The sequence below is a fragment of the Luteitalea sp. genome (assembly GCA_009377605.1).
Classification (GTDB): Bacteria; Acidobacteriota; Vicinamibacteria; order Vicinamibacterales; family Vicinamibacteraceae; genus WHTT01.
This window is the reverse complement of record WHTT01000005.1, coordinates 102,820-118,625: the sequence shown is the minus strand read 5'-3', so window position 1 is coordinate 118,625 and position 15,806 is coordinate 102,820. Positions and strand designations below refer to the sequence as shown.

General features: G+C 64.8%; 15 protein-coding genes. 8 read left to right on the top strand and 7 right to left on the bottom strand.

Features of this window, described 5'->3' with window-relative positions:
• Positions 1-113 precede the first annotated feature (113 nt).
• The 5 genes from atpB (at position 114) to GEV06_02990 (ending at position 4,386) form a co-directional block, all read left to right on the top strand.
• Positions 114-911: a F0F1 ATP synthase subunit A gene (gene atpB, locus GEV06_03010; GenBank protein ID MPZ16878.1), complete on the top strand. Its 798-nt coding sequence runs from the start codon at positions 114-116 to the stop codon at positions 909-911.
• A gap of 216 nt (positions 912-1,127) precedes the next feature.
• Entirely contained in the window at positions 1,128-1,451 is a 324-nt protein-coding gene (locus GEV06_03005; protein ID MPZ16877.1) for an ATP synthase F0 subunit C, read from the top strand.
• A gap of 42 nt (positions 1,452-1,493) precedes the next feature.
• On the top strand, positions 1,494-2,447 hold the full coding sequence (locus tag GEV06_03000; protein MPZ16876.1) for an EamA family transporter: 954 nt from the start codon (positions 1,494-1,496) through the stop codon (positions 2,445-2,447).
• Between the two features lie 22 nt (positions 2,448-2,469).
• Positions 2,470-3,129, top strand: coding sequence for a hypothetical protein (locus GEV06_02995; GenBank protein MPZ16875.1), 660 nt, complete (start codon positions 2,470-2,472; stop codon positions 3,127-3,129).
• A gap of 183 nt (positions 3,130-3,312) precedes the next feature.
• A complete protein-coding gene (locus tag GEV06_02990) occupies positions 3,313-4,386 on the top strand; it encodes a hypothetical protein (GenBank protein ID MPZ16874.1) in 1,074 nt (357 codons plus the stop codon).
• A 26-nt stretch (positions 4,387-4,412) separates the two neighbouring features.
• Here GEV06_02990 and GEV06_02985 read toward each other — a convergent pair whose 3' ends face one another.
• From GEV06_02985 to GEV06_02970, 4 genes are all read right to left on the bottom strand, one after another.
• A complete protein-coding gene (locus GEV06_02985) occupies positions 4,413-5,405 on the bottom strand; it encodes a trypsin-like serine protease (protein MPZ16873.1) in 993 nt (330 codons plus the stop codon).
• Complete coding sequence (locus GEV06_02980) at positions 5,405-6,058, bottom strand: hypothetical protein (protein MPZ16872.1); 654 nt, start codon at positions 6,056-6,058, stop codon at positions 5,405-5,407. Before GEV06_02980 ends, GEV06_02985 begins: the two co-directional genes overlap by 1 nt.
• Before the next feature lie 9 nt (positions 6,059-6,067).
• The gene (locus tag GEV06_02975) at positions 6,068-7,018 is read right to left on the bottom strand and encodes a PDZ domain-containing protein (protein MPZ16871.1); all 951 of its coding nucleotides are present in this window, start codon (positions 7,016-7,018) and stop codon (positions 6,068-6,070) included.
• Between the two features lie 75 nt (positions 7,019-7,093).
• Entirely contained in the window at positions 7,094-9,229 is a 2,136-nt protein-coding gene (locus tag GEV06_02970; protein ID MPZ16870.1) for a dehydrogenase, read from the bottom strand.
• A gap of 220 nt (positions 9,230-9,449) precedes the next feature.
• Between GEV06_02970 and GEV06_02965 the strand changes: the two genes are divergently transcribed.
• From GEV06_02965 to GEV06_02955, 3 genes are all read left to right on the top strand, one after another.
• The gene (locus GEV06_02965) at positions 9,450-9,782 is read left to right on the top strand and encodes a cupin domain-containing protein (GenBank protein MPZ16869.1); all 333 of its coding nucleotides are present in this window, start codon (positions 9,450-9,452) and stop codon (positions 9,780-9,782) included.
• Between the two features lie 45 nt (positions 9,783-9,827).
• A complete protein-coding gene (locus GEV06_02960; GenBank protein ID MPZ16868.1) occupies positions 9,828-10,394 on the top strand; it encodes a LemA family protein in 567 nt (188 codons plus the stop codon).
• A gap of 108 nt (positions 10,395-10,502) precedes the next feature.
• Positions 10,503-11,486: a M48 family metalloprotease gene (locus GEV06_02955; GenBank protein ID MPZ16867.1), complete on the top strand. Its 984-nt coding sequence runs from the start codon at positions 10,503-10,505 to the stop codon at positions 11,484-11,486.
• 82 nt (positions 11,487-11,568) lie between these two features.
• On the opposite strand, the gene GEV06_02950 is transcribed toward GEV06_02955, so the two are convergent.
• The 3 genes from GEV06_02950 to murJ all read right to left on the bottom strand — a co-directional run bounded on the left by GEV06_02950 (position 11,569) and on the right by murJ (position 15,519).
• Complete coding sequence (locus GEV06_02950) at positions 11,569-12,321, bottom strand: rhomboid family intramembrane serine protease (protein ID MPZ16866.1); 753 nt, start codon at positions 12,319-12,321, stop codon at positions 11,569-11,571.
• 166 nt (positions 12,322-12,487) lie between these two features.
• Positions 12,488-13,759 carry an MFS transporter gene (locus tag GEV06_02945; protein ID MPZ16865.1) on the bottom strand — a complete coding sequence of 424 codons (1,272 nt, stop codon included), beginning with the start codon at positions 13,757-13,759 and terminating at the stop codon, positions 12,488-12,490.
• Positions 13,760-13,842: 83 nt separating this feature from the next.
• Complete coding sequence (gene murJ, locus GEV06_02940) at positions 13,843-15,519, bottom strand: murein biosynthesis integral membrane protein MurJ (protein MPZ16864.1); 1,677 nt, start codon at positions 15,517-15,519, stop codon at positions 13,843-13,845.
• Between the last annotated feature and the right edge of the window lie 287 nt (positions 15,520-15,806).

Here is a 15,806-nt window from a genome sequence, read left to right as displayed (position 1 = left end):
GGGCTGGTTTTAGCGCGCTCCGCACGCGGGGCTGGTTTTAGCGCGCTCCGCACGCGGGGCTGGTTTTAGCGCGCTCCGCACGCCGGTCCAACGTCGTTACCAACGGGTTTGCAATGGAACAGCTCCACCACGAGCTCTGGATCGTCGGCGCGGTGAACGCCCTGCTGGCTCCGCTCTTGCGGCCGATTTACGCGGGGCTAGGGCTCGAGTGGCCGGCCAACGCGCAACCGATCCCAGACTACCTGGTGATGTGCTTTCTCGTCGTAATAGGCCTCACGCTCCTCAGCGCGTTCGTGCGGGCGCGACTGAGCGTAGAGCAGCCGAGCAAGCTGCAGATCCTGCTCGAGGACGTGGTGAATTTTCTCACCGGCACGCTTCGAGAGAACATCGGGGACAAGGGACCGAAGTACCTTCCGCTCGTTGGCGCGATTGGCCTCTTCATCTTCGTCGCGAACATGATCGGCAAGGTCCCTGGTCTGATGTCGCCAACCGCAAACATCAATGTGACGGTGGGCTGTGCGGTCACCTCCTGGGTCTACTACCATCTGGAGGGTCTCCGGACGCAGGGAGCATTCAGGTACGCCAAGCATTTTTTCATCATGCCGGGTGTGCCGATTGTGTTGGCACCGCTTATCGGCGTGATTGAGATGATCAGCCACGCCTCGCGCGTGATGTCTCTGTCGCTGCGACTCTTCGGGAACGTGTTCGGCGAGGAGATGATCGTGCTGATCATCGCTGGGTTGGTGCCGTTCATCATTCCGCTTCCCTTCATGTTGTTGGGAGTCGTGACCGGCACGCTGCAGGCATACATTTTCGCGCTGCTGACAATGATCTACCTCGCGGGCGCCGTGCACACAGACCATGACCACGAGGTGCACCACGACGAGGCGCAGGCGCACGCCGCGGCGTAGAGGGAGATTGCTCCGCTTCCGAGCTCGATGTGTGCTCGGGACGTGAGCAGGAGGTGCGAAGCGCACAGCGCAAGGCACCGCGCGGGCCCGCGCGAGGCTCGCGTGAACGATAAGGTGGCTCTCGACGGGAGTCGGTCGAGTACAACCACCGGGGACACATCGCTCGTAATGCCATTTTCGGAGGAGGCTCCGATCGTGAAGAAGCTCGTCATCGTAATGGGGCTCATGTTGGCGGCAGGGATGCTCTCGCCGCTCTATGCGCAGGAAGAGGCGGCGGGTGGCGGTGCCTTGGAGTCGGCTGAGGCTCTCAAGTGGGCGATCGCGACCGCGGGATTTGCTTTGGGTATTGCCGCGGCGGGTGGCGCGCTTGGTCAGGGCAAGGCCGTCGCCTCGGCGACCGAAGCCATTGCACGGAATCCGGGCGCGGCGGATCAGATCCGCGGCGTGACGATTCTGGGACTGGTCCTGATCGAGTCGCTCGTGCTCTACGTGCTGCTCATCTCGCTGTTCATCTTCATCGTGCCGAACCGCCTCTTCTAGGTAGGGCCGCCTCGCCGAGGCGGCCCTACCTCGGCACGACTCATGAACGGGGGCGGGTCCCAGGGTCCGCCCCAACTTCTTTTCGCGCAGAAGGTCTCGTCCTCTCCCCTTGTGGCTGTTCCGCGCTTGTCCCGCATGGACGGGTGGCTGCTCTTGGCAACCTTCGTCTGGGGCAGTAACTACGGTGTCGTCAAATTCGTGCTGCGCGAGCTCCCGCCGCACGGCTTCAACCTCCTACGCCTGGCGCTTGCCTCGCTCGTGTTCCTCGTGATGATTTGGCTGCATCCGCGCCCGCGCGGCGGCAGCAGATCGTTCTCCCTGCAGGATGTCGGCCTGCTCGTACTGCTGGCTGTCGTCGGCCAGTTCCTCTATCAGACGTTGTTCATCGAGGGACTCGCGAGGACGAGCGCCGCGAACGCGTCACTCATCCTCGCGACCACGCCGGTAGCGGTCACGCTCACGAGCGCGGCGCTCGGCCATGAGCGCGTCGGCTGGCTGCACTGGCTCGGCACCGCGCTATCGGTGGCCGGCGTGTGGTTGGTCGTCGGGCATGGCGACGGCGGCGCGGGTGCCTCGTTGGCTGGCGATCTGCTGATGATTGCCGCAACGCTGTGCTGGACCGTCTATACCGTGGCTGCCCGTCCGCTTCTCGCGCGCCATCCGCCAGTCGTGGTCACCGGCTATTCGATGGCGATGGGAACGGTGCTCTATCTCGTTCACCGATCCACCGTGCTGGTCGCGACGCCCTGGCACGAGATCGGCGACATGACCTGGATTGCCGTGATCTTTTCATCGGTCCTCGCACTTAATTTTTCCTACACGGTCTGGTACACCGCGGTTCAGCGTCTTGGCGCGCCGCGCACGTCCATCTACGCGAACATGGTCCCAATTGCAGCGCTGGTCGTCGCTGGGCTCTGGCTGGGCGAGCCGATTGGCTGGCTCAAGCTCACTGGCGCCGGCCTGGTCATTGGCGGAGTGGCGTTCACCCGCGCCTGAGCGCCGTGGTACCATCCTGCCGATGAGCCAGTCGGAACCGGTTGCGATCGTGGTGACCTCGGACGCTGGACCAGGCATCCTGCATCAACTCACCGGTGTGATCGCCAGACATGACGGCGACATCGCATCAGTCGAGATCCTGGACCATCGAGACGACCGCAGCCGCGTGTACCTCGAAATCAACGTCCGCGCGGCGGCTGCAATGCTCGAGGAGCTCGGTGCCATGCCCATCGTGCAGGACATCGAGCGCGTCGAAACGTTCCAGCGTGTCTACGGCAAGCGCATCATCATCATCGGCGGTGGCGCACAGGTCGGGCAGGTGGCAATTGGTGCGATCTCGGAAGCGGATCGCCACAACATTCGTGGCGAGAAGATTTCGGTGGATACGATCCCCCTTGTCGGCGAGGAGGCGCTGGCAGAGGCGGTTCGTGCGGTGGCACGGCTGCCTCGGGCTCGCGCGCTCGTGCTCGCTGGATCGCTGATGGGTGGGCAGATTGTCGAAGCCGTGACCGAGGTCCGTGGCCGCGGCTTGATTGTCGTCAGCCTGAACATGGCGGGAGGCGTGCCGGAAGCCGCCGACCTCGTGGTGACGGATCCTATCCAAGCAGGTGTGATGGCGGTTATGGCCGTCGCCGACACCGCCAGATTCAGCATCGCACGCCTGACCAAGCGTACGTTTTGAAGCCGCCCCGCCTTCGCTTGCCTCCGCTATCGCTTCCGCGAGGCCTCGCCGAAGTTCGCGGGGAAGTCGCGCGAACGAAGGCGGGCGGCGAGGCAAGCCCGTTTCCTGATTCCCGACTCCTGAATCCTGACACCCTGATCCCCTTGACAGGCCTGCGGCCTATTGCGTAGCCTCCACACCATCATGCTCAGGCACGAGGCCAGTCTGCTCGCCACCGGTGTGTCATCTGGATTGCTCGTCGGATTATTGCAAGCCCTGCCGCTTGCCTCTCCACAGGAAGGGCAAGGCGCGGCTGCGACCGAGATGAACGTGGAAAAGGTTTCCTGCCTCAGGGGCTTACCCAACTGCTTACGTTTGACCAACGGCGACGTCGAGGTGGTGGTGACCACTGACATCGGCCCAAGGGTGATTCAGTACGCGCTCGTTGGCGGCGAGAACATCCTGGGCGAGATGCCCGTCGACCTCGACGAGAAGACCCGTAGCGAATGGCAAGCGTGGGGCGGTCACCGGCTGTGGTTGGCGCCCGAGGCCATGCCGTGGTCGTACGCGCCGGACAACGAGCCCATCGAGCACGAGCTCGTCCCTGCCGTGGAAGGCAGGAGCGGAGAAGAGGGCGCGCCGGCCATCCGGCTCATGCGTGGCGTCGAAGAAGAGACCGGGATGGAGAAGGAGATTGTGGTCGCGCTCGACGAGAGCGGTTCTGGAGTGACGCTCACGCACCGCCTGACGAACCGCGGTCAGAAAGCCGTCGACGTCGCGGCGTGGGCCCTCACGATCATGAACGGCGGCGGTCGGGCGATCCTGCCACAGGAACCGTTCAAGTCACATGACGAGGAGCTTCTACCGGCACGGCCGGTGGCGCTGTGGGGCTACACGAACCTCGCGGACCCTCGTTGGTCCATTGGCCCGAAGTTCGTGCAGCTGTCGACCGATAGCACCATCGAGACCCCGCAGAAGATCGGCATCGGCAACAAGCAAGGCTGGGCTGCCTACCTACGCGAGGGAGCTCTTTTCGTGAAGCGGTTCTCTTATCAGGAGGACGCGACCTACCCAGACTTCGGGAGCAACACCGAGGTCTTCACAGAAGCCAACTTCATCGAAGTCGAGACACTGGGGCCGCTCGGTCGCCTCGAGCCGGGCCAGTCGCTGGAGCACGTCGAGCGCTGGTACTTGTTCAAGGACGTCTCGTTTGGCCAGGACGAAGACGCGGTTGAGCGCGCCCTGACGCCACTCCTCGAGCAAGCTTCGGCGCAGTAGGCGTCAGAAGCCGGCTGTCCCCTTTTTCACGCTCGCTCGCCCGGGACGATGGGAATGTGCAGGCGCTCGGTGCCGCGTAAGACATCGAGATGCGTCTCCACGCGCACTCGCTCTTCGGTCAGCAGGCGGTGTAGATCATCGATGCCGCTGATCTCGGCGCCATCGAGACCGACGATGACGTCGCCGCGCCTGAGAGAGGCGCGCGCTGCCGGCCCGTCTGGCTCAATCGAGAGAACCTGCACGCCAGAGTCCGTCGCGAGCTGGTGCTGGCGGGCAACGGCGCGCGGCAACGGCCTATTCTGTCCTGCCACACCTATGTAGCTGCGCCGGATGCGACCATCACGCATCAATCGACTGGCCACGTGGCGCGCGGTGTTGCTGGCGATCGCAAAGGACATGCCTTGTGCCGGCAGAATGATGGCCGTGTTGACGCCGACGACCTCCCCCGCGGAGCTGACGAGCGGCCCGCCCGAGTTACCGGGGTTGAGCGCTGCATCCGTCTGAACCACGTCATCGATCAGGCGGCCCGACCGTGCCCGCAAGGATCGCCCGAGCGCGCTCACAACACCGGCCGTCACGGTGCACTGAAACCCATACGGATTGCCCAGCGCGATGACGAGCTGCCCAACGCGGATGCCTCGTGAATCCGCGAAGCGGAGCGCCGGCAGGGCGTCACGTTCGGAGACCCGCACGAGCGCGAGATCGGTCTCCGGATCGTTTCCCACCAAATCCCCGGCGAGCGTTCGACCATCGGCCAGCTGCACCCGCAGCGCCGCTGCTCCAGAGACGACGTGGCTATTGGTCAAGATGAAGCCGTCTGGCGTGAAGAGAAAGCCAGAGCCGCTGTGAGAAGGCTCGAACGGCTCCGTGCTGCGGCCCGTTCGGCGGCGGGCCTGCTCTCCCTCGATCTTGACCACCGAGGGGGCGACATGGGCGACGGCCCGCGTCACGGCACGTGAGTACGCATCGAGCAGCTCCTCATCCGAGGGTCGAGAAAGCAATGAGTCGGCGACGTTCATTACAGCGCTACCAAACCGCGCCTCAGGGCACGGCGTACGAGCTCGGCGCGACTGCTCGCACGCAGCTTGCCGTAAATGGATGCCACGTGAAATTTGACGGTATGCTCGCTGATACCAAGCGCGGTGCCGATACGCCGATTCGAGAGACCTTCGACGAGCAGGTCCAGCACCTGGCGCTCACGCGGTGTCAACGACTCGTCGACGGGGAGTGTCGTCGAGCCGCGATGCTGGTCGACGTCGAGCGTGAGCTCCGCGATTCCGTTCACTGGGCCCGTTGGCCGACGCGGCACGTCACGTAGCCACCCCGGCAGCACCGTCAAGCCAGCGTCGACCGCCGCAGAAGCCGCGACAATCTGTGCGGCGGATGCCCGAGCAGAGATCACTCCGCGTGCTGCAACCGGCAATTCGAGAAGCACTTCAGCCGCCGCAGGGTCATCATCCAGGACCAAGAGCCGTGCGGAGCGTCCCACCGAGCTCGCAACCAGACGCGCGAGCTCGATGCCGTCGACGATGAGGAGGTCGTCCGCATCGGTCAGCCTCAAGCCCGCAAGGTCGGTCGACCACACCTGGAGCGAAGCGTCGGTCGACGCCACGGCGCTCACCAGCGCCTGTCGACGTGCTGCCGTGGATGCCACGACCACGACCGCTCTCATGTCGTTCGGTTATGCCGCACGACGTCCGCGCTCGCCAACGGTGACCGCGAGCCGAAGCGTCGAGCCGCCACGGAGCAGGTCGAGCTCGATCGACTGGCCGACGCGATCGGGCCGCAGGGCCGCCTGGAGCTCTTCGATGTCGGAGAGCTGTTCGCCGTCACAGCCAACGACGAGATCGCCGATCCGAACGCCGGCGGACGCGGCAGGGCCTTCTTCTTCGACGCCCACAACGAGCAAGGCGGTGCGTTTCCCTTCCGCGACGCGCTGGTCTGCGGGGAGTCGCACGCGCTGCAGTGCAACGCCGACATAACCGCGACGGATGCGGCCATGTGCCTGGAGCTCCTCGAGGGCATGGCGCACGACGGCGGCTGGGAGCGCAACGACGCTGCCGCGTGCGAGACCGGCCGTCGACATTCCCGCGACTCGACCATTCGCATCGAGGATGGCGCCGCCGGACACGCCGCGGGCCGGAAGGAGCGTCGTGCGAATGAGCACGTCGAGGCTGGTGCCTCGCGCCACCCGAAAGGGACCCGGAAGACCGGCGACCACGCTCAAGCCGGCCGCGACGCCACCACGCCAATCGCGCCAGAGCGCGAGGACGATCTCGCCGACTTGCGGAAGCGTTGCGGCGAGTGTCAGCGGTGATCCGCCTAGTCCGCTTGCACGTAGCACCACGAGATCCGATACCGGATCGCGCCCCACGACCGCACCGGGCACCCGCTGGTCGTCCCGTGTGACGGCCAGCTCATCATCGGCCGCTAGCGCATGATCGGCGGCAATGACCAGATCCGGCGCGACGATCAGGCCGGTTGCCGGGCGACCGGATGCCACGTCGATGCGGACCACGCTAGCCGCCGCCCGCTGAACCTGCGCGGCGATGTCGCCTGAAAGCTGTTGCCAAAGAGACTGAGAGCTCACAATGTCGTTCCTCCTCGACTCACGATAGCCAACGCCCGGCATGGATGGATCAGCCGATCGGCTAGGTCTTGGCTCAGTCTTGGCCCAGTCTTGGCTTGGGGCGGGTCTCTCAAACGGTCAGTACTTCGCAACCTGCTGGATGGCGGCGAGCACGTCGGCCGTTTGCGGCAGGATTTCCTCTTCGAGCTCGGGGTAGTACGCGACGGGGGTATCCAGCGCGCCGACGCGCGTCACTGGCGCGTCGAGGTATTCGAAGAGGTCCTGGGCAATTCGCGCGGCGAGCTCCGCGCCGAAGCCGCAGGTCAGCGCATCTTCGTGAGCGACGATAACGCGGCTCGTACGGCGCACCGCGTCGGCAATCGCCTCCCAATCGAAGGGCATCAGTGTGCGCAGATCGATCACGCTGACGCTGATCCCTTCCTTCTCGGCCTGCTGGGCGGCAAGCAGGCTGCGCTGAACGAGCGCGCCCCACGTGATCACGGCGACATCCGTGCCCTCACGCCTCGTGGCCGCCTTCGCAAACGGGATCGTGAAGGCGGTGCCTGGATAAACGCCCTTGTTGTAGGTCTGACGATAGAGATGTTTGTGCTCGAGGAAGAGAACGGGGTCGTCGCAGCGAATGGCCGTGCGCAACAACCCAGCGGCGTCGACAGCGGTTGATGGAAAGACGATGCGCAACCCAGGGCAGTGGGCGAAGATGCTCTCACCCGACTGACTGTGGTACGGCGCACCGCCGCGGAGGTAGCCGCCAATCGGCACGCGAATCACCACAGGACAGGCGAAGTTGTTGTTGGACCGGTACCGCAGCATCGACATCTCGTCGCGAATCTGCATCATGGCCGGCCAGATGTAATCGAAGAACTGGATCTCGACCACGGGCTTCAGGCCGCGCGTCGCCATGCCCATGGCCCGCCCGACGATGTTGGCTTCTGCGAGCGGAGAGTTGAAGACGCGATCGCTGCCATGTTGGCGCTGGAGGCCGTGTGTCACCTTGAACACGCCGCCCTTACCCGGCACCTCGGAGAGCCACTCCTCGTGGCTACAGTCGGCGACGTCTTGGCCGAAGACGACGATGCGTGGGTTCACCGCCATCTCGTCCTTGAGCGTACGATTGATTGCGGCGACCATCGTCTCCGGCTGGCCTTCCGCACTCGCCGCCGCCTCGAACTGGCTCGACGTCGGGTCGACGACAGGAGAGTACACGTAGAGCGCCGCCGAGCTGCGACGCGGCTTGGGGGCCGCCAGCGCACGTTCGGCAGCGTCAGCGATCTCGCGATCGAGCTCTGCAGCCATCGCATCGAGATCGGCTACGGTCGCCAGGCGCTCCTCGAGGAGCAAGGTCCGCAGACGCGGAATCGGGTCCTGCCGCGCCTCGTGCTGGCGGACTTCCGCGGTCTTGTAGAGCCGCTCGTCGTCCGAGAGTGAGTGGGAATACGGGCGGACCACGTGCGCGTGGACGAGAGCTGGGCCGCGCCGTGCACGCGAGTGCTGCACCGCGTCGCGCATCGCGCGGTAGCTTGCCATGAAGTCCGTGCCGTCGACACGCAACACCTTGAGTCCCGGGAACGACTCGACGAGACGCGAGATGTCACCACCCGGCGTCTGGACGTCGACCGGCACCGAGATGGCGTACCCGTTGTCCTCGACGAGAATCACCAAGGGGAGCAGGCGGGTACAAGCCGTGTTGAGCGACTCCCAGAACTCCCCTTCGCTGGTGGCGCCGTCGCCAACGGAGAGATACGTCACCTCGTCTGGGCCGTACAGCGCCTCGCGCCCATCGATGTTACCGATGCGATCGTAGAGGAGCGCCGACTCGGCGCATCCCACTGCCTGTAAGCACTGCGTGCCGGTCGGACTCGACTGCGAGACGATGTTCCATTGGCGGTGGCCCCAGTGCGAGGGCATCTGGCGACCACCGGACGCGGGATCATCCTTCGCGCCGACACCCTGCAGCAGCATCTCATACGGCGTCACGCCGAGCGTGAGACACAACGCACGATCGCGATAGTAGGCGTAGATCCAATCCTTGCCCGGATGCAGGCAGAGCCCGGCGGCCGTGGTGACCGCTTCGTGCCCGGCGCCGCTGATCTGAAAGAAGATCTGACTCTGGTTCTTGAGCTGAATTTCCTTGTCATCGAGCTTCCGCGACAGAAGCATCGTGCGATAGGCGCGGTGCAGGTCCTCGCGGGTGAGGCCTTGGTACTTCGAGGCCGGAGCAGGGGCGACGCCGGTCGTAGCGGCCGATGCTTTCATAGCGCGTTGGTTTCCTCCACCGCGTGGTGAGCGCCATGGTAGGGGTCGGCGAGCGCGCCGTCACGGCCGCCTCGGCGAGGCGGCCCTACCCAGGGCCACCGGGCAATTTATACCAGCCGGCCGGATGGCGCAATTCACGAAGTGTCCACAGATGGTCAAACCACTAGTAGACATCAGCCTGGGATCTGTGTTCATTTGTAGAATATCCGCAGCGGAACCCATGTCCTCATCGCCGCGTCTGTATCAATGGGACGAGATCGCCCTGGAAAAGGTGACCGAAATGGTCGCGCGCAAGGTGGTCGTGGGCGATCGCGAGATGTTGGCGCAGGTGTACTTGAAGCAGGGAACGCTCGTGCCACTGCACGATCACGAGAGCGAGCAGATGACGTATGTTCTGCAGGGTTCGCTCCGCTTCTTGCTCAACGGTGAGGAGATGACCGTACGCGAAGGGGAGGTGCTGCGCATTCCCGGAGGCCTGGCGCATCAAGTGGTGGCGCTCGAAGATACCTTCGTCCTGGGTGTCTTCAGCCCTGTGCGGGAGAAACCGGGATAGAGGCTGTCCGCGCCCGCGTCTGATGACTCTGAGGAGGCTGCATACATGATCACACTCCTGGTTCTCGTTGCCATCGTCGTCGTCGTGGCGGCGTGGGGCGTCATGGCCTATAACCGTCTCGTCGGGTTGCGCAACCAGACACAGAATGGCTGGCGGCAAATCGACGTGCAGCTCAAACGGCGGCACGACCTCATTCCCAATCTCGTGAACACGGTTCGCGGTGCGATGGAGTTCGAGCGCGACACGCTGACCCAGGTGATCGAGGCCCGGAATCGTGCGGCGAGCGCCCGGGGACCGGCGGACGCCGCGCGCAAGGAGGGGGAGCTCAGCCAGGTGCTTGGTCGCCTCTTCGCGCTCGCCGAGAATTATCCGCAGCTCAAAGCAAACGAGAACGTGAAGATGTTACAGGAGGAGCTGGCGTCGACCGAGAACAAAGTGGGCTTCGCGCGGCAGTTCTACAATGACATTGCGACGAAGTTCAACACGGCGCAGCAAGTGTTCCCCACCGTCATCTTTGCACGCCTTCTCGGCTTCGAAGACTCGGAGCTCTTCGAGATCACCGACGAGGCGGAGCGCGCCGCACCCACGGTGGACCTCTCCATGAAGGGCTAGGACACTAGGTAGGGCCGCCTCGCCGAGGCGGCCGTGACGGCGCGTTCACGCCTTCGCGCTCCGCGCTACGGCGGACGAGTCGGCGAACGCGCCCTACCTGGATACTCGATGAACATCTTCGAGCAACAGCGGTCGAACCGTCGTAAGACGTGGCTTGCTCTACTGTTGTTCCTCGCGTTCTTCGCTGTCCTCGGTCTGGGTTTCGATGCGTTTCAGCTCGGGACGATCAATGCGGTGCCACTGCCGGTTGGCACCCTCGCGGCGCTGGGCTTTGGGTCGACGTCCGCGCTCGTGAGCTATTTCGCAGGCGACCGCGCGGTGCTCGCCTCGACGGGCGCGCTGCCAGCGGGCGATGCGATCGCGCGCGCCCCGACGCCGGACGAGACGCTTCGCCTGCGTCAGTTCGAGAACGTCGTCGACGAGATGGCTATTGCCGCCGGCCTTCCTCGGCCGAAGTCCTACGTTGTGCCAGACCCGGATCCCAACGCGTTCGCAACGGGTCGCGATCCGGAGCATGCTTCCATTGCGGTGACGCGGGGGCTGCTCGAAACGCTGAACCGGGAAGAGCTGCAGGGAGTCGTGGCTCACGAGATGAGCCATATTCGCAACTTCGATATCCGGTTGATGACCGTCGTGGCGGCGTTGGTCGGCGCCGTGGCGCTGATCTCCGACTGGGCCGTGCGCGGGATGGGCATGCGTGGCCTGACCGGCAGGAGCCGACGCGGCCACGGCGGCGGCGCCCAACTCTTGTTCGTGCTGGTGTGGATTCTCACCGCGGCCCTAGCGCCCATCGTGAGCCAGATGCTGGCCACCGCAATCTCGCGGCGACGCGAGTTCCTGGCCGATGCGTCGGGCGCCGAGCTGACGCGCAATCCGCTCGCCTTGGCGAGCGCTCTCCAGAAAGTTGACGGTGCCGCGGCGCCAACCAAAGCCATCAAGCGGGGCTCCGCACACCTCTGCATCGCAGATCCCACGGGCCGCCCGCTCGAGCGTCGAGAAGGCCGGCTCGCCGATCTCTTCGCGACGCATCCTCCCGTCCAGCAGCGGGTCGAGGCGCTCCGGAGGATGGCTTATCAGGGGGTTGAAGGGTGACGGGGTGACTGGGTGACAAGGTCACCGTGTCACCCGCTCACCTTGTCACCTTTCCCACCATCCCCCGCCGCTGACCCTTCCATCAATGCGGCCAGCCGCGTCCACCAGGGCGCACGTCGAAGCGCTTGCGCAAGCGATTGATCTTCCACCGCATATAGCGGTACTTCAGCTCCGCCAGTGGACCGCCGCGCCCGCGCGTCAGATAGAGATATCCCGTGACCAAGCCACCCAAGTGTGCGAGGTTGGCGACACCGGCTTGGAGGCCGGTCATCGTATAAAAGATCGCAATCGCGCCGAGAATCATCACGGCGTATCGGGCGGGCACGGGAAAGAAAAGCAACAGGATCAGTCGGTCAGGGAACAGGAGGCCATAGGCAGCGAGGATGCCGTACAGCGCCCCGGAAGCGCCTATGGTCGTTGTGTAGTAGAGCGTGCGACCAAAGTCGAAGGGGAGCAGCGCGACGAGCAGCGTCGCAACGGCAGCGCCGATACCGCACAGTAAGTAGTAATTCACGAACGCGCGCGTCCCCCACGTGCGCTCCAGATCGACGCCGAACATCCAGAGCATCAGCATGTTGAACAAGATGTGGAAGATGGAGCCCGGATCGTGCAGAAACTGGTAGGTGACGATCTGCCACAACCAGGCGCTGCCGAGCACGGCGGCCGGTGTGAGACCGAAATAGGTGATGAGCGGCGGCGCGGCGACCGTGAGGAGGAAGACGACGATGTTGATGATGAGAAGCCACTTGACGGCGAATGTTACGCCGCCAGGTCCGAATCGATAGGTGACGCCTGCGGAGCCGTAAGGATAGCGAGCCACGAAGGGTAAGGCTATTGTGCGTTGAGCGACGCGTCAACCTTTAGTGGTCAGTGATCAGGGGTCAGTGGCCAGCCGGTTCACGAACGTTCGGGGGCTAGCGGCGAATCACCGCTGGCACACGACGCAACCTCCGGCCGGCGGCCCATCGGCTGACCACTGACCACTGGCCACTACTCACTACTCAGGAGTGCGGCTCCGCGACACCGACCTCGGCGGGCATCGCTGGTGCGTGCACGCGTCGATCCTCCGGCAAACGAGCCGCGCAGGCGGCTGCCGCCAACGGAAGCAGGCCTAGCAGGAACAGCATGACGCGCAGGCCAAGTTGATCGGCCACCCATCCTGTGGCCGGCGCCAGGACACCGCCCATGCCCCACGCCGCGCCCATCATCAGTGACGAGACCGTCGCGGCATGCCCGGGAGCGAGCGTTTGTGCGAAGCTGACATTCACGGGCTGGGTCGATTGCAGGAAGCAGCCGCCAACGGCCAGCAGCAGGGTAAACGTCCAGCGCTCGAAGAACGGCGCCGTCAACACGAACGGTGTTGCTGCGACGAGGGAGATGACAATGACGCGGCGTGGACCGAAGCGATCAGCGAGCGTGCCGCCCCAGAAGCCCCCAATGCCACAGGCGAACAAGTACATCGCGACAGCGCGTCCAGCCTGACTGACGCTCATCCCTTGCCCGGTCAGCAGCACTGGCACGAACGTCGCAAACGACAATGTGGCCATCGTGCGCAGCACGACGACGGAGTAGAGCAGCGCCAACGGACGAGCCACCGGCCGCAGCTCCCGGAGCTTGCGGCTGCGTGTTCGGTCGACCGCCGGTAGCGCGGGTGCCTTCCACAAGAAACAGAGAAAGACCAGCAGACCTGGAAACATCAACCAGCCGGTCGCGCGGAGACCGTAGTGCTCGGCCAGCGGCGCAACGACCAGCGGCGCCATGGCAAAGCCGAGGGTCCCGCTCGTCACGAAGACGGACATCGCGAAGCCAGGCCTGGCTCCTCCTGCGCGATAGGCGACCATCGCGCCCGGCGGATGGAACGCAGCGATTCCCAGACCGCCACCGACGAGCAGCAGGCCGAGCTCGAGCGGTGTGCGGGCAAATCCCAGCAAGCTGAGCAACAGCGCCGCCAGTAGGGGGCCGCCCACCAACAAGAAGCGCGGGCGCCAGCGATCTGCCAGCCTGCCAAAGCCGATCTGCGACAACGATGCCGCAACCTGAAACACCATGGCCAATCCGCCGGCGCCGGCCAGTGAGAGGCCGAGCCGCGGAATCAACAGTGGCAGTAACGGCGCGTACATGTTGGAGAACGTGTCCACGGTGAAGTGCGCCGACGACACCAATCCCAATGCGCGCGGATCATCCGCCGTGCCGGTGGCGACTGCGTCGTGCGCTGTCGTGGCTGGAGCTGGTGATGCCGGCTCCGCTACTGCCGATAGTCGTGAGTTTTCCATGCAGTCACGGACGCCTCGGCGAGGCGTCCCTCCCTCCCCTCTGGTAGGGCGCGTTCGCCGAACGCGCCGCGTGCCAGATCCCTTTATCCCTTGATCCGCCGAATCACGCGCCTAAGCGCCTCGTTGAACTCCTCGATTCGGAGCAGCCTCGAGCAGGCAAGCAGAACGGCTATGGCAACCGCAATCGACGCCATCACCCGCGCAAGCTGCAAGACGAGCTGGCGACCTGGGAGCCACAGCGCCAATTGCTGCTCAACGAGCCAGGCGGCAGCGCCCATCGCGATGGAGGCAACCAAGATCTTGATGAACGCCACCGCGATGCGGCGTCCATCGATGCCGCCCAGCCGGCGCCGCAAGAGCCAGAACAACACGCCGCCGTTGACGAGTGACGCCAAGGCAGTCCCGAGCGCGAGACCAGCAAAGCCGATCACGCGCACCAGCGTGATGCTGAAGACCACATTCGCTGCGACCGCCACGGCGCTCACCGTCGCAGGCGTGCGGCTGTCGCGCAGCGCATAGAAGGTCGGTGAGGCGACCTTTACCGTCGAGTATCCGATCAATCCCGGCGAGTACGCCACCAGCGCAAGCGCCACCGCTGCCGTGTCGGTCGCCTCGAACGCACCGCGCTCGTAGATGAGCGCGACGATGGGCGAGGCGAGCGCTATCAGCCCAACCGTTGCCGGGACATTCAGCATCAGCATGAGCCGCACTGCCTGTGAGAGCGTGCGTCTCAGCGCGGCGATGTCCTGTCGTGCTGCATGCTGAGACAGCGTCGGCGTCGCCGCCGTTGCAATCGAGACGCCGAACAGCCCAATGGGCAAGTACATCAACCGGAACGCGTACGCGAGCCAGGACACGGCGCCCGTGCCTTGATACGTGGCGAGCCACGTGTTGACGAACAGGTTGATCTGCGTCGCCGCCACACCGAGGGTGCCAGGGCCGAGCAGCAGCAGAACTTCGCGCATCCCAGGATCACGCGGCGCGAGCTCGAAGCGGAACCGGAAACCTTCCCGGTTCAATAGCGGCGACTGCGCCACGATCTGGGCAAGGCCGCCGAGGAGGACGCCAATGGCGAGGCCCATCGTTGGATGCCAGCCAAAACGGGGCATCAGCGGCACGATCAGAAAGACGCTCAGGATCGTCGCGACGTTGAACAACGCGGGCGACAGCGACGGAACGAAGAAGTAGCCGATGGCATTCAGCATCCCCATCATCGCCACCGCCACCGCCACCAGCGTCAGAAACGGAAACATCACGCGCGTCAGCTGGGTGGTGAGCTCTAGCTTGCCGGGCTCGGCGACGTACGGGCTCGCGTAGAGCCACACGAGCTGATCGGCACACAGTATTCCCACGAGCACGAGCAGCCCCGTGACCACGATGAGCGCGCTCATCACGCGAGCGCCCAGCCGCCATGCCTCGTCTCTGCCGCGCTGTGTGAGGTGACGCGTGAACGTCGGGATGAACGCGGCGCTCATCGCGCCTTCAGCAAACAGATCGCGCACGAGGTTCGGCAGGCGGAACGCCACGTTGAAGGCATCCATGGCGTTGCTTGCACCGAACGCGTACGCAAGGACCTGCTCGCGGACCAGACCCAGCAGGCGGCTGGCCATTGTCGCGAGGCCCACCGAGCCGGCCGATCGGGCGAGCCGCGTGCTGCGCGTCGCGCCTTCCCGTGCGGTCGGGTCATCGCGCGAGGGGTCCGGGCCGGGAGGGGAGAGACGGTGGGTACTCAGTTCTTCAGGGGCCGGTGAGGGCTCCATCGTTCGCCCCAGCGTACCACAGGCGACGTCGGAGGTCAGAGGGGCGCCGGGAGAAGGCAGATCCGACAACCCACGGAATCGAGCCGTATCGCCAGCTGAAACGATCGGTGGGCGACGATGAACAGTGCCAGCGAAACAGTGTGCGAGAGTAGACAAAAATGGCCTCGACCGGGGAGGTCGAGGCCAAAAGGAGGATGGATGAGAGGCTCTTGATCAGCCTTTCACTTACGTAAGACGTTCGAATGCCGGCGAAAGTTTAGGGGTCGCGCGAATTTTTCGTCCCACAG